General features: G+C 69.5%; 14 protein-coding genes and 1 pseudogene. 9 read left to right on the top strand and 6 right to left on the bottom strand.

Annotated features, from left to right (window positions below):
• Window positions 1–288, top strand: a pseudogene (locus GWK61_RS40100) (TetR/AcrR family transcriptional regulator); the annotation flags it as partial.
• Between the two features lie 92 nt (window positions 289–380).
• On the opposite strand, the gene GWK61_RS40095 reads toward GWK61_RS40100, so the two are convergent.
• Window positions 381–1,283 carry a catalase family peroxidase gene (locus GWK61_RS40095; RefSeq protein WP_194916950.1) on the bottom strand — a complete coding sequence of 301 codons (903 nt, stop codon included), beginning with the start codon at window positions 1,281–1,283 and terminating at the stop codon, window positions 381–383.
• A 68-nt stretch (window positions 1,284–1,351) separates the two neighbouring features.
• Window positions 1,352–2,032, bottom strand: coding sequence for a hemerythrin domain-containing protein (locus GWK61_RS40090; protein WP_228563721.1), 681 nt, complete (start codon window positions 2,030–2,032; stop codon window positions 1,352–1,354).
• A 395-nt stretch (window positions 2,033–2,427) separates the two neighbouring features.
• Between GWK61_RS40090 and GWK61_RS40085 the strand changes: the two genes are divergently transcribed.
• The 5 genes from GWK61_RS40085 to GWK61_RS40065 all read left to right on the top strand — a co-directional run bounded on the left by GWK61_RS40085 (window position 2,428) and on the right by GWK61_RS40065 (window position 8,031).
• Window positions 2,428–3,678: a branched-chain amino acid ABC transporter substrate-binding protein gene (locus GWK61_RS40085; protein WP_194916949.1), complete on the top strand. Its 1,251-nt coding sequence runs from the start codon at window positions 2,428–2,430 to the stop codon at window positions 3,676–3,678.
• A 103-nt stretch (window positions 3,679–3,781) separates the two neighbouring features.
• Window positions 3,782–4,735, top strand: a complete 954-nt coding sequence (locus GWK61_RS40080; protein WP_194916948.1) for a branched-chain amino acid ABC transporter permease — start codon at window positions 3,782–3,784, stop codon at window positions 4,733–4,735.
• A 7-nt stretch (window positions 4,736–4,742) separates the two neighbouring features.
• On the top strand, window positions 4,743–6,500 hold the full coding sequence (locus tag GWK61_RS40075) for a branched-chain amino acid ABC transporter permease (protein WP_228563720.1): 1,758 nt from the start codon (window positions 4,743–4,745) through the stop codon (window positions 6,498–6,500).
• 2 nt (window positions 6,501–6,502) lie between these two features.
• Window positions 6,503–7,321 (top strand): ABC transporter ATP-binding protein, encoded by an 819-nt coding sequence (locus GWK61_RS40070; protein WP_228563727.1) that lies wholly within the window; start codon window positions 6,503–6,505, stop codon window positions 7,319–7,321.
• Entirely contained in the window at window positions 7,318–8,031 is a 714-nt protein-coding gene (locus GWK61_RS40065; RefSeq protein WP_194916946.1) for an ABC transporter ATP-binding protein, read from the top strand. The genes GWK61_RS40070 and GWK61_RS40065 overlap by 4 nt, the downstream gene beginning before the upstream one ends.
• On the opposite strand, the gene GWK61_RS40060 is transcribed toward GWK61_RS40065, so the two are convergent.
• On the bottom strand, window positions 8,013–9,797 hold the full coding sequence (locus tag GWK61_RS40060; RefSeq protein WP_194916945.1) for an AfsR/SARP family transcriptional regulator: 1,785 nt from the start codon (window positions 9,795–9,797) through the stop codon (window positions 8,013–8,015). The genes GWK61_RS40065 and GWK61_RS40060 overlap by 19 nt on opposite strands.
• A gap of 1,308 nt (window positions 9,798–11,105) precedes the next feature.
• A complete protein-coding gene (locus GWK61_RS40055; protein WP_194916944.1) occupies window positions 11,106–12,317 on the bottom strand; it encodes an alpha/beta hydrolase family protein in 1,212 nt (403 codons plus the stop codon).
• A gap of 240 nt (window positions 12,318–12,557) precedes the next feature.
• Between GWK61_RS40055 and GWK61_RS40050 the strand changes: the two genes are divergently transcribed.
• A complete protein-coding gene (locus tag GWK61_RS40050) occupies window positions 12,558–13,751 on the top strand; it encodes a D-alanine--D-alanine ligase family protein (RefSeq protein WP_194916943.1) in 1,194 nt (397 codons plus the stop codon).
• Window positions 13,748–15,100: a right-handed parallel beta-helix repeat-containing protein gene (locus GWK61_RS40045; protein WP_194916942.1), complete on the top strand. Its 1,353-nt coding sequence runs from the start codon at window positions 13,748–13,750 to the stop codon at window positions 15,098–15,100. Before GWK61_RS40050 ends, GWK61_RS40045 begins: the two co-directional genes overlap by 4 nt.
• A gap of 90 nt (window positions 15,101–15,190) precedes the next feature.
• Here GWK61_RS40045 and GWK61_RS40040 read toward each other — a convergent pair whose 3' ends face one another.
• Both GWK61_RS40040 and GWK61_RS40035 read right to left on the bottom strand, forming a co-directional pair.
• Entirely contained in the window at window positions 15,191–16,810 is a 1,620-nt protein-coding gene (locus GWK61_RS40040; protein ID WP_194916941.1) for an alkaline phosphatase family protein, read from the bottom strand.
• 159 nt (window positions 16,811–16,969) lie between these two features.
• Complete coding sequence (locus GWK61_RS40035) at window positions 16,970–17,989, bottom strand: SIS domain-containing protein (protein WP_194916951.1); 1,020 nt, start codon at window positions 17,987–17,989, stop codon at window positions 16,970–16,972.
• 83 nt (window positions 17,990–18,072) lie between these two features.
• Between GWK61_RS40035 and GWK61_RS40030 the strand changes: the two genes are divergently transcribed.
• A partial coding sequence (locus tag GWK61_RS40030) for an aminotransferase-like domain-containing protein (RefSeq protein ID WP_323747968.1) occupies window positions 18,073–19,129 on the top strand: 1,057 nt, incomplete at its 3' end.

Genomic DNA, 19,129 nt, shown 5'->3' with positions numbered 1-19,129 from the left:
ATGCGGACCGTGGCGCGCGTGGCCATCGACCCGCCGGAGAGCTGGGAGCGCCTCACCGCCAAGTTCGAGCTCTCGCGCCGGGACGCCATGCGCGTGCTGGAGGCGAACCTGCCCGGCATCAGCGGCGAGGACCTGGTGTTCCGCATCCGCTGCGCGGCGGGCATCCTGAACTGGCTGGCGCTGGCCCCGATCGGTGCCGAGCTGGCGACACAGCCTGCTGAGGAGATCGCGCGGAAGCTGCTTCCGGTGGTCGCGGGCGCGTTCCACGGGCATTCATCAATGTCCTGACACCGGTGGGCAGCGCCCCTAAAACCCCTAGTGCCCCAAGCACTTGCCCCAAGCACCTGCCCTAGCGCCTGCCCCTAGCGCCCCAAGCACCCCTAAGCCTTCTCACTGCGCCGATGAAAAGACTCGGCATATGCGAACGACCGAAAGGCAAGAACCGGATCGTCCGAAAGCTCAATCCCCCCAGTGACCCGCGTCGGATCAAACCGCTCGCCCTCCCAGTGCCCCTGATCGTCCACCGGCCCGGTCAGCTCCAGCCACCCGGCGGTCAGCTCCTTGCGTTCCTCCGGCCACGCGACCGTCGGGTCGTGCGTCGGATCGTCGTCCTCGGCCAACTGGACGTACAACATGAACGTGACGCGCCCCCGCGCCAGCCGCTCGTGCAGCTCCACGGTCAGATAATCCGGCGCGCGACCAGCCGCCTCCTCGGCCGTCAGCTCGGACCTCCCGGCCGCCGGCTCCCATCGATACCGGACCGCCTGCTTCCGGCCATCGGCATCGACCCACAGGAAGGCGTGGATCGCCCAGAAGGCGGTCCTCCCATAGCTCTCCGGAATCGGCGGCTGCTGCATGATCGGCCCGGCCAGGTGCGGATGAGCACCGACGAAAGCCTGTACCCGGCCCATATCCGGATGCCCGGTACCCCAGGTACCTCCGCTACCAGGATCCGGCCGCAACGCCTCGGTCAGGCCGACGAACTCCGCCGGCGTGGACGCGACGAACACCGGAACCGTGATGCCCAGCAGATCGGTCGAGCGACCGTCCGGCAGATGGAACCGCACCGCCATCCCACGCGTGACCGGCGCCGAATCAGGGACCTGCGGATTCCCATCCGAATTCGAGAACCGCACCGTCACCGGCACCCGCTGCTTCTGAAGGTGGCCGGCGGTCGTCAGCGCGGCGGCGTCACCGGTCGGCGTGAACATGCCGGTGAAGCAAGCCCCGCGCGCGCTGGAACGACGGCAACCCGCATGCGCCCCGCCGCTCATGCGCTCCATGCTGTCCACCACCTGAGCGGCGCTGGGCTGTTCCTCAAATGTATTCGCCACCGTCGCCATCGCCCCGATCACCGCCCGCCCAGCGACCCACGCAACTTCCGGCACTCCCGCGCATACTGCCGCCGCCCCACGACCGCCCACATCAGCCGCCCGACAGCGGGCACCTTCCCGAGAAAGTGCTTACGCTCAGCCGGCGTCGCGTCCTCCAAGATCGCGCCCAAGACCAGCAGCAGCCTGTTCTTCGGCGTCTCCGCCAGCCCCCGCTCCCCAACCGCATCCCATTCCTCGACGGTCAGGTGCTCAGCGATCAGCGGCACCACATAGGCCTCTTCATCGTCCAGGTGCTCCACCAACACCGCGCGGTGCTCCTCCAACACCTCGGCGATCTTCAGCCCGACGCCCGGATCCGCGTCCTTGCGCCAATCCGGCAGCAGCTCCACGACCACCTCCAACGTCCCGTCGATCAGCTTGTGCTGGCTCTCCATCCGCGTCACCACAGCGTCGTCGGTCTCGGCCCGCTCGTGCAGCAACGGCCACACCAGCTGATCCTCCAAGGAGTGATGGCTGTGCAGTCCGCCCACGTAGTTCTGCACCGCGTCGGCGACGTACGCGGCACGCGCCGTGTCCCCGTCCGGCACCGTGCGAATGATCTGCGGCAGCAGGTCGACCTCGCGCCGGAACACCTTGTGGATGATCAGCATCTCGTCGGCGTAAGGACGCGCGCTGGTGACAGCGCCGTTGGCAGCCATGGAAGCACCCCTCGTGTGGACCGGCCCGCGCGGTTCCGGGGCCGTGGTTCACCTGCTTACGGCCGCGCCCCCGACGGGGTTCAACGGCCGGCCGAACCCGGCCTGCGACCTGGCAACGACCTGGCACAACCTGGCACAACCTGGCACAACCTGGCACAACCTGGCGGCGCCCCGGATCGGCCCGGGCGCGTAAATCAACCGTAAATCAAGGCTGACTACGGTTCGGTCCGAGCTTGAATCCCGTTGCTTCCCTGCGGGCGAAAAGCGGCCGGTCGGCATGGGGCGGCGGGCTCTCGACAGGAGCCTGCCGCAGCCGCGGCAAGGGGGCGCTTTCAGGGGCATTGCGCTCTTCTGTTCATTTCCTTGATTTCCTGAGCTGTTGAAGGAGCATTTCAGTGTTTCGACGTTCCGTGGCGATCCTCGGCGCGGTGGCCGGCGTCTGCGCGCTCGCCACCACCGCCTGCGGCAGCCGTACCTCGTCCAAGCCCGCCGCCTCGGGGGGCGCCGCCGCCGGCGGCGGCACGATCGTCAAGATCGGTCTGGACGCGCCGCTGACCGGCGGCCTGCAGGCCCTCGGCCTGGGCATCCAGTACTCGGCGCAGCTGGCCGTGGACACCGCGAACAAGCAGCAGACGGTTCCCGGGGTCACCTTCCAGCTGGTGCCGAAGGACGACCAGAAGTCGGCCAGCATCGGCGAGCAGAACGCCGCGGCGTTCGTCGCCGACCCGGCCGTCGTCGGCGTCGTCGGGCCGCTCAACTCGGCCGTCGCGCAGTCCATGCAGTCCGTGTTCAACCAGGCCAACCTGGTCGAGGTCTCCCCGGCCAACACCAACCCGTCGCTGACGCAGGGCCCGAACTGGAAGTCGTCGAAGACCCGGGCCTACCCGTCCTACTTCCGCGACATCACCACCGACGCGATCCAGGGCCCGTTCGCCGCGGACTACGTCTACAAGACCCTCGGCATCCACAGCGTCGCCACCGTCGACGACGGCCAGACCTACGGCGTCGGCCTGGTCGAGACCTTCACCGCCGAGTTCAAGAAGCTCGGCGGCACGATCGCCCTGGCGCAGACCGCGACCGCGACCACCACCGACTACAGCTCGGTGATCAGCGCCGTCAAGAGCTCCGGGGCGAAGCTGGTCTACTACGGCGGCGAGTACCCGGCCGGTGCCCCGCTGTCCAAGGAGCTCAAGGCCGCCGGCCTGAACATCCCGGAGATGGGCGGCGACGGCGTCCAGGACCCGACCTACATCAAGACCGCGGGTCCGGCCTCGAACGGCGACTTCGCGACGGTGCCCGGGGCGCCGCTGGCCTCCCTGCCGTCGGCGAAGGACTTCATCGCGGCCTACCAGGCGGCGAACTTCCCGGCGCCCTACGCGATCTACGGCGGCACCTCCTACGACGCCGCCGAGTCGATCATCCTCTCGGTCAAGGCCGCGCTGGCGCAGGACGGCGGCAAGGTCCCGGCCGGCGACGCCTTCCGCTCGCAGGTCGAGAAGGCCGAGCAGGCCGTGTCGTTCACCGGCGTGACCGGCCCGGTCGCCTTCGACCAGTACGGGGACGTCAGCTCCAAGGTGATCACCATGTACAAGGTCGAGAACGGGGCCTGGGACCAGGGCACTTACTCCGGCCCATTCGCCGGCTGAGCCCTGGCGGTGGCGCGGTCCGCGACGCGGTCCGCGCCACCGGCATCCCCGCCGCCCCACGTCCGCGAACAACGAAGCAACAAGGAAGCAAGGATAGATCCGCGTGTCTGTCTCAGTACTGCTTCAGCTGGTGGAGAACGGCCTCGTGCTCGGCGCCATGTACGGCCTGATCGCCGTCGGGTACACCACGGTCTACGGCATCATCCAGCTGATCAACTTCGCCCACGGCGAGATCTTCATGCTCGGCGGGTTCGGCGCGCTGACGGTCTACGCCTGGATCCCGGGCGTGGCCCACCTGCCGCTGCTCGCCGCCCTCCCGCTGATGCTCGTCGGCGGCGTCCTGGTCTCCGTGTCCGCCGCCGTCGGCGCCGAGCGCCTCGCCTACCGGCCGCTGCGCACCGCGCCCCGGCTCGCCCCGCTGATCACCGCCATCGGCCTGTCGCTGGCGCTCCAGCAGGTCGTCTCGCTGTGGTTCAAGCTGCCCGGCGGAGTGAACGCCAAGGCTCCCGTGGCCTTCCCGTCGTTCGGCGGCAAGGCCTTCAGCCTCGGCGGCGTGCTCGTGCAGCGTGCCGACCTGTTCACCGTGATCGCGGCGGCCGTGTGCATGGCCGGTCTGGCCTGGTTCGTCGCCCGCACCCGGTCCGGCCGGGCCATGCAGGCCACGGCTCAGGACCCTGACACCGCCCGCCTGATGGGCATCGACACCGACCGGATGATCGTGCTGGCCTTCGCCGTCGGCGCCGCGCTGGCCGCCGTCGCCGCCGTCACCCAGGGCCTGCGGTACGGGCAGATCTCCTTCGACATGGGCTTCGTCGCCGGACTCAAGGCGTTCACCGCCGCCGTGCTCGGCGGAATCGGGAACGTGCGCGGCGCGATGCTCGGCGGGATCGTGCTGGGACTGGCCGAGGAGCTGTCCAGCGGCGTCCTGGCGCACTTCCGCGACACCGCGCAGTTCGGGCAGGCCTGGGCGGACGTCTGGGCGTTCGTGCTGCTGATCCTGGTGCTGCTGTTGCGGCCACAAGGACTACTCGGCGAACGCGTCGCGGATCGGGCGTGAGATGGCAATGACTACTTCTTCTCTCATCGGGCAGAGCCGCAACGCGCGCCACCGCGTCGGAAGGCGCACCGATCCGCTGCTGGGCAAGTGCCTGATCGCGTTGGGATCCGTGGGTGCGTTGGGCTCCACGTTCCTCGCCTGGACCTGGACCAGCGCGTTCCCCGGCAATCTGACCGTGACCGGGTATCCGGGCGGCAACCAGCTCATCACCCTGATTCTCAGTATTTTGACACTGCTGGCGCTCGGTCCCGCCCTTGGTACTTCCGGAGTGCCCGGCACGCGTTGGATGGCACCGCGTGGGTGTGTAAGGCTCCTGCGAGGACTCACTCTGGCCAACGCGCTGTCGACGCTGTACGTCGTGGTCGCCATCGCGTGGGAACTCGGGGGAGTAGCGAACTACGTCGCAGGATCCTGGGTCGCTGGTATCTCGGTCGTGCTTCCCGTCGTCGGCGCGCGGCTGCTGCCCGACGACGACCACGAGTCTGCGCCACCCAAGCCTGCGGCCCGAGCCATACAGATCCTCGTAGTCTTCGCCGTGGTCATGCTGGGGCTGTTCGTCGCGGACTTCGGCGTCACAACCGGGTACTCCGAGGAGTTCATCGGGTTCTGTCTCGCCGCCGGGTTCGCCGGACGCGGCCTGGCCGCCTCGGGGCTGTTCGAGCGCTTCTCGGCTCTGACCGCGGCAAACCGGATCGCGACCAGCTGCGCGGTGCTCGCCGCAGCCGTGTTGTTCGCGTTCCTGCAGTCGACCGACGCCTACACCAGCGTGGCCGACAACATCCTGATCTTCGCGACCGTCGCCCTCGGTCTGAACATCGTGGTCGGACTCGCCGGGCTGCTGGACCTCGGATACGTCGCCTTCCTCGGCGTCGGCGCCTACACGGCCGCCCTGGTCTCGGGCACTGCGGCCTCGCGGTATGCGCACGTGGTGCTGCCGTTCTGGGCGCAGGCGCTGATCGGCGTCGCGGTGTCGGTCCTGGCCGGGCTCCTGATCGGGGCTCCGACGCTGCGGCTGCGCGGGGACTACCTCGCCATCGTCACGCTGGGCTTCGGCGAGATCTTCCGCATCACCATGAACAACCTCGACGGGCAGTCCGGTCCGCAGGTGACGAACGGTGCCGAGGGCGTCTACGGCGTCCCGAACCTGCGGCTGTTCGGCTACGACTTCGGCCAGCGGCACACCGTCCTGGGCCACACCTTCGGGCGGTTCGGCAACTACTACCTGCTGCTGGTCTTCGTGATCGCGGTGGTCATCTTCATCTTCGCCCGGGTCAACGACTCGCGGATCGGCCGCGCGTGGGCGGCGATCCGGGAGGACGAGACCGCTGCGGAGGCGATGGGCGTGCACGGCTACCGCTTCAAGCTGCTGGCCTTCGGGCTCGGCGCGGGGTTGGCGGGGTTGGCCGGGAGCATCCAGGGCCACCTGACCTCGACGGTGACCCCGGACCAGTACACCTTCAGCTCCTCGGCTCCGCCGAACTCCGCCTTCCTTTTGGCGGCCGTCGTCCTCGGCGGTATGGGAACGATCTCCGGGCCGCTGCTTGGGGCCTCCCTGCTGTTCCTGATCCCCGACAAGCTCCAGTTCTTCAACAACAAGCAGCTGCTGCTGTTCGGCATCGCGCTGATCGTCATGATGCGGCTGCGGCCGGAGGGCCTGGTGCCCGACAAGCGGCGGCGGCTGGAGTTCCACGAGCGGGAGACGAGCGCCGAGGAACCGCCCGAGCTGTCCGTCCCCGACGAGGTGGAAGCCGAGGCACGAGCGTGAGCATGCAGCCCATCCAGATGGCCGATCCGGTGGACTCCGTCGACCCGATCCTCGAGGCGCGGGGCGTGACCATGCGCTTCGGCGGTCTGACCGCGGTCGACGACGTGGACCTGAGCGTCGCGGCCGGCGAGATCGTCGGCCTGATCGGGCCGAACGGCGCCGGCAAGACGACCTTCTTCAACTGTCTGACCGGTCTTTACACCCCGACAGCCGGCTCGATCACCTTCCGGGGACAGCAGCTTCCGCCGAAGCCGTATCGGGTGGCCGAGGCCGGGATCTCGCGGACGTTCCAGAACATCAGGCTGTTTCCGAACATGACCGCGCTGGAGAACGTCATGGTCGGTCGGCACTGCCGGACGCGCGAGGGTCTGCTCTCGGCGATCGGGCGCGGCCCGCGCTTTCGCGCCGCCGAACGTGAGGCGCGGGAGACGGCCGAGGACCTGCTGTCGTTCCTGGACCTGGACAAGCACGCCTACTCCATCGCGCGCAGCCTTCCCTACGGTGATCAGCGCAAGCTGGAGATCGCGCGGGCGCTGGCCAGTGATCCCGGTCTGCTGCTGCTCGACGAGCCGACGGCCGGCATGAACCCGCGCGAGACCACGGCGCTGCGCGAGACCATCTTCAAGATCCGGGAGCGGGGCCTGTCGGTCATCGTGATCGAGCACGACATGCGGTTCATCTTCAACCTCTGCGACCGGGTGGTCGTGCTGGCGCGCGGCAAGAAGCTGACCGAGGGCCGGCCGGACCAGGTCCGGGCCGACGAACGGGTCATCGCCACCTATCTGGGGACGGCGGACCAGGAAGCGAGTGACGTCCGGTGAGCGCGCTGTTGAGTGTCGAGCGGCTGCATGTCGCCTACGGAAAGATCGAGGCGGTCAAGGGCATCTCGATGCAGGTGGAGGAGGGACAGACGGTCGCGCTGCTCGGCGCCAACGGCGCGGGCAAGACGACGACGCTGCGTACGCTGTCCGGGCTGCTGCGCCCCACGGCCGGAGCGATCCGTTTCGCGGGGAAGGCGCTGGAGCGGGTTCCCGCGCATCGCATCGTCGAGCAGGGCCTCGCACACTGTCCTGAGGCCCGGCGGATCTTCCCGCGCATGACGATCGAGGAGAACCTGCGGCTCGGTGCGTTCATCCGGGGCAAGGCGGATCTGAGCCGGGACATCGAGGAGGCCTACGAACGGTTTCCGATCCTCGGGCAGCGTCAGGACCAGATGGCCGGGCTGCTCTCCGGCGGTGAGCAGCAGATGCTGGCGATTGCCAGGGCCCTGATGTGCCGTCCCAGGCTGCTGATGCTGGACGAGCCCTCCATGGGGCTGTCGCCGATCATGATGCAGCAGATCATGGTGACGATCGCGGAGCTGCGGGACGCCGGGACCACGATCCTGCTGGTGGAGCAGAACGCGCAGGCGGCGCTCGCGCTGGCCGACTACGCGTACGTGCTGGAGACCGGGCGGATCGTGCTGGAGGGGACCGGGGCCGATCTGCTCGCGGACCAGCGCGTGCGCAGCGCCTACCTGGGGGAGGACTGAGCGGTCGGGGGCGCCACGGTGCGGGCGAACTGGCGGACCATCGGGTCGTAGGCGTAGCTGCCCCACGCTCCCGGCTTGAGGAGGTGCGCGTCGGCGAGGGATTCGAACAGCCGGTGCAGCAGGTCCTCGGGCATGCCGAGCTCGCCGGCCGCCCTCGACACGGGGATCCAGGTTCCGTCGAACTTCGCGGCTCGGCAGAAGATCCTGGCCTGCTCGGGTGTCAGGCGGTGGTAGGCGCGTTCGAGCGGCGCCGAGCTCGCGGTGCCCGACAGCCAGGTTCGGTAGGTGACGTGCTCCGGTTCTGTGTGCAGGAGCTTCAGCGCGTGCTCCAGTCTCCACCGAGGACGCGCGGTCAGCCGCGTGGCAAGCTCGCGGACGGCCAGCGGATGGCCCGCGCAACGCGCGACCAGCGCCCGGGCCGCGTCCTCTTCTTCGCGGACGCGCGTGGTGCCGACGAGCGCTTCCAGCAGGGCGAACGCCTCGTCGGTGCTGAGTTCGGGGACTTCGTGGTACGTCGCGCCGCTCAGGCCGAGCAGCGTGCCGCGGCCGGTGACGATGAAGGCGCTTCCCGCTGGAGCGATGAGCGCGTCCCGGACCTGCTGGATCGCTTCGACATCATCGAGGACGACGAGCATGCGGCGCGTCGCGAGCAGGTCGCGCCATGCCCACGCCCGCACCGCCGGACTGGCCGGCACCTGCTCCGCCGGCACGCCGGCGGAGCGCAACAGGGCGGTGAGGACCGCGGAGCCGGTCATCGGCACGCCATCGGGGCCGCCGAGGTCGAGGTAGATCTGGCCGTCGGGGAAGGCGGGCGCGAGGAGGTGCCCGGCACGCAGCGCGAGCGAGGTCTTGCCGATGCCCGGCGTCCCCCGCAGGCCGACGATGCGCGGGCCCTGCGGCTGGCTGAGCTGCCGACGGATGGCTTCGAGAAGGCTTTCTCTGCCCGTAAAGTCCGGCGGCGCCGCAGGCAGGCGGACGGTCGGCGTCGCCTCCAGCGGCTGCTCAGCCTCTCTGCCCTCATCCCCAGTCAGGATCCGGCGCTGTATCTCACGCAGACCGGCCCCGGGCTCGATCGCCAGCTCGTCGCGGAGCGTGCGCCGCGCGCTGGCATACGCTTCGAGGGCTTCCCCCGGGCGGCCCGCCTTATGCAGGGCCAGCATCAGCAACTCGTGCAGGCTCTCGCGCAGCGGATGCTCGGCGACCATGGCGCGGATCCTGGCGACGGCTCCGGCATGGCCACCAGTCTGCACCTGCGCCGTGAGCTCGGTCTGCACGGCGTCGGCATAGAGTTCCATGGTCCTGTCACGCACAGCCTCGGCGAAGGGCCCCGCGATGCCCGCGAGCGGCGACCCCCGCCAGAGCCCCAGCGCCTTCCGGCTCAGGGCCAGCGCACTGTCGGGGTCATCATCGAGCACTGCCATGGCCCGATGGACATCGCCCTCGAACCGGTCGAGGTCCACATCAACACCAGACGTCGGGAGCACATAGCCGTTGCCGGCAAAGACGATCGCAAACCCCCGGCACGCCTCCCCGGCAACACCCGGATTCCGCAGCACGGAGATGTACTTGCGAATGATCCCCACCGCAGTCTTGGGCGGCGCCTCCCCCCACAACCCATCGATCATGGAGTCGACCGAAACCTGACTCCCCCGCGCGAGCAGAAGCATGGCAAGCACCGCCTGCTGCTGCGGCGGCCCGCCATAGAACGCCACACCGTTCCGCGTGGCCCGCACCGGGCCGAGCAGTTGGACTCTGAACTCGCTCACGTGCTCCATCTCCCACCGAATGTCGATGGTGGTCTTACGGCCGCAGCGGCGGCGGGGTTCAACGGTTCGCGGCCGGGGCCCGGCCGGCTGACCGGGCGCGGTCGGCGGCCTGACCGAGCGCGACGGCGCGGCAAGCGGGCCGGTGCGGCCAGCTCGCCGGCTCCGGCGCAAACCGGCGCGCGCTGCGCTGGCGGCAGCGGCAGCGGCGGCGGCGGCAGCCAAGCCGCTATGCCACCAAACCAGATAACAGGCCCCAGATGCTCTAGCAACCTCGGATGGCGACGGGCCAGCCTGACTGACCATGTGGTGATGGTTTCAGCGGCCTCGGGTGGTGACGCGCCAGGCTGACTGGCCGGTGGTGATGGTTTTAGCAACCTTGGGTGGTGACGGGTCAGGCTGCCGACTCTGATGAGAACTGGCGCCTTGGTGGCTGCGGTTGGTGACGGGCCAGGCTGCCGGCCCGCGATGAGTACCGGTGCCTTGGCGGCCTCGGTTGGTGACGGGTGAGCGTGGCTGGCGATGTCGTGAGGGGGTCCGAAGGACCATGCGGGGTGTTGGTTCTGGGTCCCTCGCCGCGTCAGCGGGCGCAGCCAACCTGCCCGGTTTGGCGGTGTCAAGCCGGGCGCAAGGTGACCACAGCAGCAGGGGTGCGGCTTGATTCCGCCAAACCGGGCTGGTTCCGTTTACGGCGATGACGCGGCGAGGGACCCAGAACCCGGCGACCACAAGCAACACCGCCACCGAACAACGCGACGCAGGCAACAGCGGATGAGAAGCCGAACAGTCGCGGACCGCCGCCAAACCGCCGGACGCGCGGGTCGCCCCCTCGTCGAGGAGGCCCGCCAGAGGCCTCAACGCACCCACCAAACGCGGCCGCCGCCCGCCAGACCAAACGCATGCGCAGTGACTCGGACTCATGCGCGGTCGTGCACGCGAAAACTGCCGGCCGCAGCGTGCACGCAGTGACTCGGACCCATGCGCGGTCGTGAACACGAGCACCACCGGCCGCCAGCGCGACCGGCGGTGCTCCGCCGAACTGCGTCCCCCTGCGAGGTCATCAAACCTTTGGCGAAGCCGTAAAAAATGGCCTGTAAACCAAAGACTTTCCGCACTCCGGTCTACTCACCGAACCCCCCGCCGGGCCCGGCAATCACACCTCAATCAGAACCGAACTCGGCACCGGACCTCGGCACACCCGACCTCGGCACACCCGAACTCGGCACACCCGACCTCAGCACCCGACCTCAGCACCCGACCTCAGCAACTGAACTCCGCACCCGAATTCGGCACCGACCTCAGCCCCCATCCTCAACAACTAAACTGATCACCAGCAAACCCAACCACATCCCCCAGCGCCGCAGCCATCAGCGTGTTATGCGTCGCACCCGGGTAGAACTTGAACGTCACATCAGTCCCCGAAGCAACCAGCTGGTTCGCCGTCTGCTGCGAAGCCGGCGGAAACACCGTCGTGTCCGCCGTCCCCTGCCCGATGAACACCGGCTCGGGGTCCAGGCCGGTCGGCACGTCGAAGGTCTCGATCAGCGCCGCGAGTGCGTTCAGTCGCGCCGGGTCCTCGTTCAGCACCTGCCCCAGCGTCAGCCCTGCGACGTCGGTCCCGATGGCGTCGATGCAGTCCTGGCTGGTCTTCGCGACCAGCTGCAGTCCGGTCGGCGTGAGGAAGTCCGCCGGATTGAACGTCCCCGGGTTCGTGGCCTTCAGCCCCGCCACGATCAGCGGCAGGAACGTGTTGACCGGCGCGGCGGGGTTGTGCAGCCCGGCGACGTTCAGCAACTCGGCCCACTGCGTCGGCGGCGCCGTGGCGACCGTGCCACGGAAGTCCAGGTCCGGCGCATACGAGTCAGCGACCGGGGCGGTGTAGAGCGCGGCCTGACCACCCTGCGACTGCCCCACGACCATCCACCGGTTGCTCAGCGAGACGCCCAGCCCCTGCGCCGCGCGCACGATATCGATTGTGTCGTAAGCTTCCGCATTCCCGTTCAGGAACGGATGCGGCCCGTCCGCGACCGTCCCCAGACCCTGGTAGTCAGTGGCCGCGACGGCGTACCCCGCGGACAGCCAGCCGTCGAGGTATGCGACGTCCCGAGCCGAGCGCCCGGCGATCGTCGGCCCGCACTGCGGCGCGACGCCGACAGTCCCGTGAGCCCAGCTGATGACCGGCCAGCCGCCCGCCGGCGCCGTACCGGCAGGCACGAACACCTGCCCGGAAACCGTGGCGCCGCCACCGTTGTAGCTGGTCGAGGAGTAGACGACATTCCACCCCGAGGCGGCCGACGGCAGGAGCTGAGCGGAGCTGACCGGCGCAGAGTCCAGCAACTCCCCGGCCCCGTACGACGCCGCCGAGCGTGGGCCCGAAGCCGCCGCCGAAGCCGAAGCCGCCCCCGAGAACGCCGCCGAAACCGCGGCCGGACGCGCCGGAGCGCTGGCGGCCACGGCAGTAGCCGGAGCCAGTGCCGGGACCAGGACAGCCCCGACCGCGAATAGGCGCAAGCGTGCGAACATGCCATTCCTTCCTGTCTTGCGTGCCTTTGATGAATTACGCACCGCGGTATACGGCGACGCGCCAAGCCCGGTTCAAGCCCCCCGGTTCAAGCCCGTTCAAGCCCGCTTCAAGCCCGCTTCAAGCCCAAGAAGGAACGCGCGGCCCAAAAACCGCTTCGCACTGAACCCTTCACCGAAAGCCCCCGTAAACCATCCGGGCGCACGCTCATGTCGACAACACATGATCTGAATGGGGGCCACATGTTCCAGGTCGGCATCTTCTACGGCGGTCCGTCCAGCGAGCACGACGTCTCCTGCGCATCGGCCAAATCAGTACTCCGCAACCTGAGCCGCGACCGCTACATCGTCCACGCGATCGGCGTCACCAGAAGCCGCCGCTTCATGCTGCTCCCGCCCGAGGCGGTCGAGTACGCCCGGAACGAGCCCGCGCCGAGCGTCCCCATCGCCGACCGCCTCCCGATCGGCGGCATCCCCGTCGAGCTGATCCCGCACCGCGCCGACGGATCCCTCAGCGTGGTGCACGCCCAGGACCCCGCCCACCAGGTGGCACGCATCGACGTCGCGTTCCCGGTGATGCACGGCGCGTTCGGCGAGGACGGCGTTATCCAAGGCCTGCTGGAAGCGTACGGAGTGTGTTACGTCGGCTCCGGAGTCGCAGCCTCGGCGGTCGGCATGGACAAGGTCGCGATGAAGCGGGTCTTCGCCGCCGAAGGAATCCCGGTGACGCCCTACGTCGCCCTGCACGCCGAACGCCTCGCCGCCATCCGCGACGCCAAAATCAGCGACAACAGCAACACCGGCATCAGCAACACAAGCACCACCCTCATCCCGCTCCTCAACACCCTGCGTTGGCCCCTGTTCGTCAAACCCGCAGCAGGCGGATCCTCAATCGGCGTAGTCCGGGTCACCGACCCGGCAGAACTCGCCGGCGCCATCACCCACGCCCTGGCCAGAGACACCACCGTGATCGTCGAGCAGGCCGTGAACAACGCCCGCGAAATCCGCTGCGGAGTCCTGGCCGGCGCGGACGGCGTCCTGCGGACGTCCATGCCGGCCGAGATCAAAGTCGACGGCGGCGTGCTCGACTACCGCCAGAAGTACGAGGCCGTCGATTCGCGCCTGTCCGTCCCCGCCGACCTGCCGGGCCCCGTGACGCAGCGAGTCAGGGAACTGTCGATCCAGGCCTTCGACGCCGCCGGCGCCTACGGCCTGGCACGCGTGGACTTCCTCTGGGACCAGGCCGCCGACGAACTCTTCGTCAACGAGATCAACACCATGCCCGGCTTCACCGCACGCTCCTCCTTCGCCCGCGCCTGGGAGGCCGGCGGCGTGCCGCTGCCGCAGCTGCTGTCCTGGCTCATCGACCAGGCGCTGCTGCGCCCCGCACGGCACCCGGACATCGCGACCCGGCACCTGGAAGGCAGCGCGTCATGACACGGCAGATCCTGGTGGTCGCCCCCGACCGCCCCGAAGCCCACCCGAGCATCGGCGCGGCGCTGCGCGAGGCCCGCGACGGCGCGCTGATCTTCATCGCCGCGGGCACCTACGCCGAGCAGGTCGTGGTGGACCGCTCGGTCACGCTCAGCGCCGAGCAAGGCCCCGGAAGCGTGCGGATCTGCGGCGGCGAGCAAGGCAGCACCCTGATCGTCGACGCGGCCACCGTGACGCTGTCCGCGCTGGAGTTCATCGGCGCCGACGAGGAGGCCCCGATCCTGGACGTCCGCAGGGGAGAGGCCGTCCTGGACGGCTGCGCGATCGACGGCGCGGGCCGGATGGCCGTCCTGGCCCACGAATCCGGAACGCTCGCGGTCCGCGACTGCCGGATCGCGAACCGCCTCGGCGCCGGGATCGTGGTGACGTCCGCCGAAGGCGGCGTCGTGGAGCAGACGACGTTCGCCGAGATCGGCTCCTCGGCCGTGGTCGTCAGCGAACGCGGCCGCCTGACGGTGAACGGCTGCACCATCGACCGGCCCGTCGGCAACGGTATATACGTGAACAGATATGGCCACGCAGACGTCGAGGACTGCGTCATCATCGGCTGCGGGAAGCCAGCCGTGGCGCTGGAACACAACGCCGGAGCCCAGCTGGCGCGCTTACGAGTCAGCGACGGCGAGGGGCTTGACCTCTATATCGCGACCCGCGCCGAGGTAGTAGTAGAGGACTGCGATTTCTCCGGCTCGGCGGGCATCTCGGTCCAGATCGCGGGCGGCAGCTCGCCGGTGCTGACTGAATGCCTGATCGCCGATCCGGCACGCGTGGGGGTGTACGTCACCGGCGGCGCGCGGCCGCGCTTCGAGCGGATGCAGATCGAAGGGGCGCCGGTCGGGATCGTCGCCGACGGTGCCAGTGTCCTGACATTCAACGAGGTCGATGTGCTCTACGCGCAGCGCGACGCGGTCGTCGTGTCCGGCGGTGCCACGGCGCACTTCGAGGGGATTGTCGTCGAGGGTTCCGGCGACGGCGTGACCGCGTCTTCGGGTTCTGAGGTACACATCAGCGGCGGTGTGCTGAAAGTCAGCGGCGCGGGTGTGGCGGTGTCCGGAATCGCTCAGCTGAGCCTGGAGTCTTCCATGCTGCGGGCGTGCGGCGCCTCGGTCGTCGCCGACGCCAGTCTGACGGCCACCGACACCGAGTTCTCCGAGGAGATCGTGATTCGGGACCGGGGCCGCGCCGTGTTGCACAGCTGCAGGATGGTCAGCCGGGCCGGCGAGGCGGTCGATCTTCGGGACGGCGAGATCGCGCTGTCGGGACCGATGGTTCCGACAGCGCGGTGCGAGGCTTAGCCAGCAACCAGCAACCAGCCGCCAGCAACCAGCCGCCAGCCGCCAGCCGCCAGCCGCCACAAGCCACCAGCCAGTAGCCACCGGCCGGCGTCAGCTCTTCTGCCGGCGCAGGCGCTCGGCTGCGTCGGCGAAGGCCTTGCTGATCTGAATCGCCCGCTCGGGTTCGGAGTCGAGCAGGTCGGCGGCGGTCTCGGGGCCGCCGCGTTCGGCCAGGTGCCGCCATACGACTTCGGCCTGGCGGAGGAAGTCGCGGTAGAAGTCGCCGACCTTGTCCGGTGTGGTACCGGTGGCAGCCTTGGCGTCGGCGGTCGCGTCGGCGGCGTCCTTTTCGGCGGTGGCCCGCGCTGCGAACGCTGACAGGTCGGGCAGTTGGTCACCCTGGCGTGGCTGGTCGAGGGTGAGGAGTCCGTGCAGCGGCTCGGCCCAGGCGTCGCGGTGGGTCAGCGGCTTGGCGTCCGGTGCGAACAGGGCTCGCAGGGTGGCAGGCACGGCGGTGTGGTCATGGATCGCGCCGTCGATCGTGCCCTTTGCGATGAGCGGAGAGACGAGCACGGCCGGGACCCGAGGCCCGAGCATGGTGAAGTCGAAGGCCGTCGAGCTCTTCTCCAGGATGAGGTGCGCGAGGCGGGCTCCGGCGCGGGCGGGCCCGGGAGCCGGGACGTCCTGCGGCGGGGGCACGTGGTCGTAGAAGCCGCCGTGCTCGTCGTAGGTGATGATCAGCAGGGTGCGGGCGAAGAGGTCGGGTTGCGCGCGCAGTGCTTCGTAGACCGCTGCTATCAGGGTCTCGCCGCGGGCGAAGTCGGTGTTCGCGTCGTCGGGGAAGGTGTCGTAGGCCTCGCGGGACACGATGTTGTTGCCGGGGTGCTGGCTGTCGCTGATGTCCGGCCGGCCGATCACACGCTCGTGGTCGAGGGTGTGCAGCGGGGGCCGGTGGTTGGGCTCGATGAACGAGTACGCCGGGAGCTTTCCGGCTTTGACGTGCTCGGCGAAGGTGCTGAAGGGGTGCCACTTCGCGTGCCGCTCCGGGGTGTCCCAGAGGTTGACGAACGCCCAGACCTGCGGGGTGTCGTCGTGGTAGATGGTCCAGTCGTGGCCGTGGGCTTCGAGGAGTTCGAAGATCGTGGGGTTCGCGTACAGGCGGGTGTCGATGTCGGTCTCGCCGTCGGAGGTCGCGGCGTGCAGGAAGTTGCGGTTCGGCCAGGTCTCGCCGGGGACCGGGGAGAACCAGCGGGTGCAGACCGCGAACTCGAGCGCCAGGTGGGACAGGACGGGGACGTTCGCAGGGTTCTGGCACCGCATGACCAGCGGGCCGATGCCGGCCAGCGGGGCCGAGGACACGGTCTTGTGCGAGAGGTGCCTGTTCACCAGAGGGCTGAGGAACCCGGTGAAGCGTTGCGGGTCCAGGTTGCGGCCGACGCGTTCGAAGTCGGCGACGAAGCCGTCGTTCCTCGGCTGTCCGTAGGGCGGCTTCGCGGCGACGCCGAGCTGCTTCATCACGGCGTCGTGTTCGTGGTTCGGGTCCTGCGGGAGCACGGCTTTGGCGTTCGGGGTGGCCGCGACCGGCGGTCCGCCTTCGAACCCGGGGTTCGTGTGCGGTCCGCCGGTCAGGAGGCCGTCGAAGGCCGGATCCGGATGCTCCAGGAAGCCGAGCATGTGGTCGAACGAGCGGTTTTCCAGCATCAGGACCACGACGTGGTCGATAGTCGCCACTGGTATGACTCCCGGTTTGGTTCGCGACGAATTGGCTGTTTGTTCGCCAGGCGTTGAGGGTCTGGCGAATGTCGCGAAGGTAGGGGAGTGAGGTTTATTTCTGATTTACGTCGGTTTCGGCGGTTGCTCGATGCGACGAGGAGCGGCGGCGACTGCGCGCTAGTGGGTCCGGGTGACCTTCGCCAGCGCGCGGGGCGCGTCGGGGTTGAGGCCGCGGGCCATCGTCACGTGGTAGGCCAGCTGTTGCAGCGGCAGGATCTCCAGGATCGGGGACAGCTCCTCCGGGACCCCGGCCGGCAGGGTGAAGCCTGCGGACGCTCCGGCCATGTGCTCCTGTGAGCCGATCACGACCAGGTCGGCGCCGCGCTCCCGCAGCCGTTCCAGCACCCGCTCCAGCGCGGTGCCGCCTGCTCCTTCGGCGGCTACGGCGATCACCGGGGAGATGTTGTCGACCATGGCCAGCGGGCCGTGGAGCAGGTCCGCGCCGGAGAAGGCGTGCGCCGGCGTGTACGACGTCTCCATCAGCTTCAGCGCTGCTTCGCGGGCGGTCGGGTAGGAGTAGCCGCGCGCGGTCAGGACCAGTCGGGAGGCGAAGCGGTAGCGTCCTGCCAGCTCTGCGACCTCCGCTTCGCGGGCGAGCGTCGCCGCTGCCAGTTCCGGGAGCGGCTTGGCTGCCGAGCCGTCGCCGCCACGGAGTGCGTCGACGAGGAGCCAGAGCGTCAGGAGCTCGGCGGTGTAGGTCTTGGTCGCAGGGAGGGCGAGTTCCGGGCCGGCCAGGACATCCAGGTCCAGCTCGGAGGCCGCGTTCACCGGGGATCCGGCGACGTTCGTCACCGCCAGCGTCAGGCCGCCGCGTTCCTTGGCCATCTCGGTGGTGGCGACGAGGTCCGGGGAGCCGCCGGACTGGGAGACCGTCACGCACAGGACGTCGGTCAGGTCGGGGCGCGCGTGGTAGGCGGTCGTGGTCGACATCGAGGTCAGGCCGACGGGGAGGCCGAGGGTGATCTCCATGAGGTACTTCGCGTAGTACGCCGCGTTGTCACTCGTTCCCCGCGCGGTCAGGAGTGCGAAGCGGGGGTTGGCGGCGCGGATGCGTTCGGCGACGTCGCGGATCCGCGGAAGTCCCTTCGCCAGGATGCGTTCCAGCACCTCGGGCTGTTCGGCGATCTCGCGTGCCATCACTTCGCCGGGCAGGACTTCGTCGGTCTCGTTCACACCGAACACGGTAGACGGCAGGCGGCTCGGGTGTACGGTCCGATTCTGTGACGGAAAACCAGTCCAATCAGTCCAGCCAGTCCAGTCACGGGTTCGAGACGCTGCTGGTGCTCGACGAGTACGGGCCCGGGCCGCTGCACGCGCGGCTGCGCCGGGCGCTGCGGGCGGCGATCGCCGAGGGGCGGATCGCGCCGGGCAGTGTGGTGCCGCCGAGTCGGATGCTCGCCGCTGACCTGGGATGTTCGCGGTGGGTGGTCACGGAGGCCTATGCGCAGTTGGCCGCCGAGGGGTACTTGGAGGCGCGGAGTGGTTCGGCTACGCGCGTGCGGCGTGGGCCGGCTGATGGTCAGGAGGAGGTTGCCCGGGACGCGGTTCTGGCGGGAGCGCTGCTGCCGCCGCGCTTCGACTTCGATCTCGAGCCGGGACTGCCGGATCTTCGAATGTTCCCGCGTAAGCGCTGGATCGAGGCGTTGCAGCACGCGATGCACGACGCGCCGAACGCCGACTTCGGCCACGGCGACCCGGCCGGCCACCCGGCGCTGCGGGCCACCCTCGCCGAGCACCTGACCCGGTCGCGGGGCGCGGCGGTGGCGGCGGAGCACGTGACGATCTGCGGCGGGACGACGGACGGGCTGGTCAGGATCCTGACAGCGATGCGGCGGGAGGGGCACACCGCGCTCGGCGTCGAGGACCCGGGGTGGGACTGGCCCGCGACGCGTGCGCTGATCGCCGGCGCGGGGCTCACGGCGGTCCCGATCCCGGTCGACGGCCACGGCCTGCGCGTGGACGCGTTGCGGCAGACCCCGGCGGTCCGCGCGGTCCTGGTCGCCCCGGCCCACCACTTCCCGACCGGCGTGGCACTGGCGCCGGACCGGCGCAGCGAGCTGATCGCGTGGGCACGCGACGTGGACGGCCTGGTGCTGGAGGAGGACAAGGACTCGGAGTTCCGCTACGACGGCCGCCCGGTCGGCGCGCTGCAGGGGATGGCGCCCTCGTACGTCGCGCTGCTCGGCTCGCTGAGCAAGACGCTCGCCCCGGCGCTGCGGATCGGGTGGATCGCGACGCCGGCGCGGTGGACGGCGGCGCTGGCGGGTGGGCGGGCGC

It is taken from the genome of Catenulispora rubra (genome assembly GCF_015356825.1).
GTDB lineage: Bacteria > Actinomycetota > Actinomycetes > Streptomycetales > Catenulisporaceae > Catenulispora > Catenulispora rubra.
The sequence above is the reverse complement of the archived record's forward strand: the minus strand, read 5'-3'. Positions and strand labels throughout refer to the sequence as shown.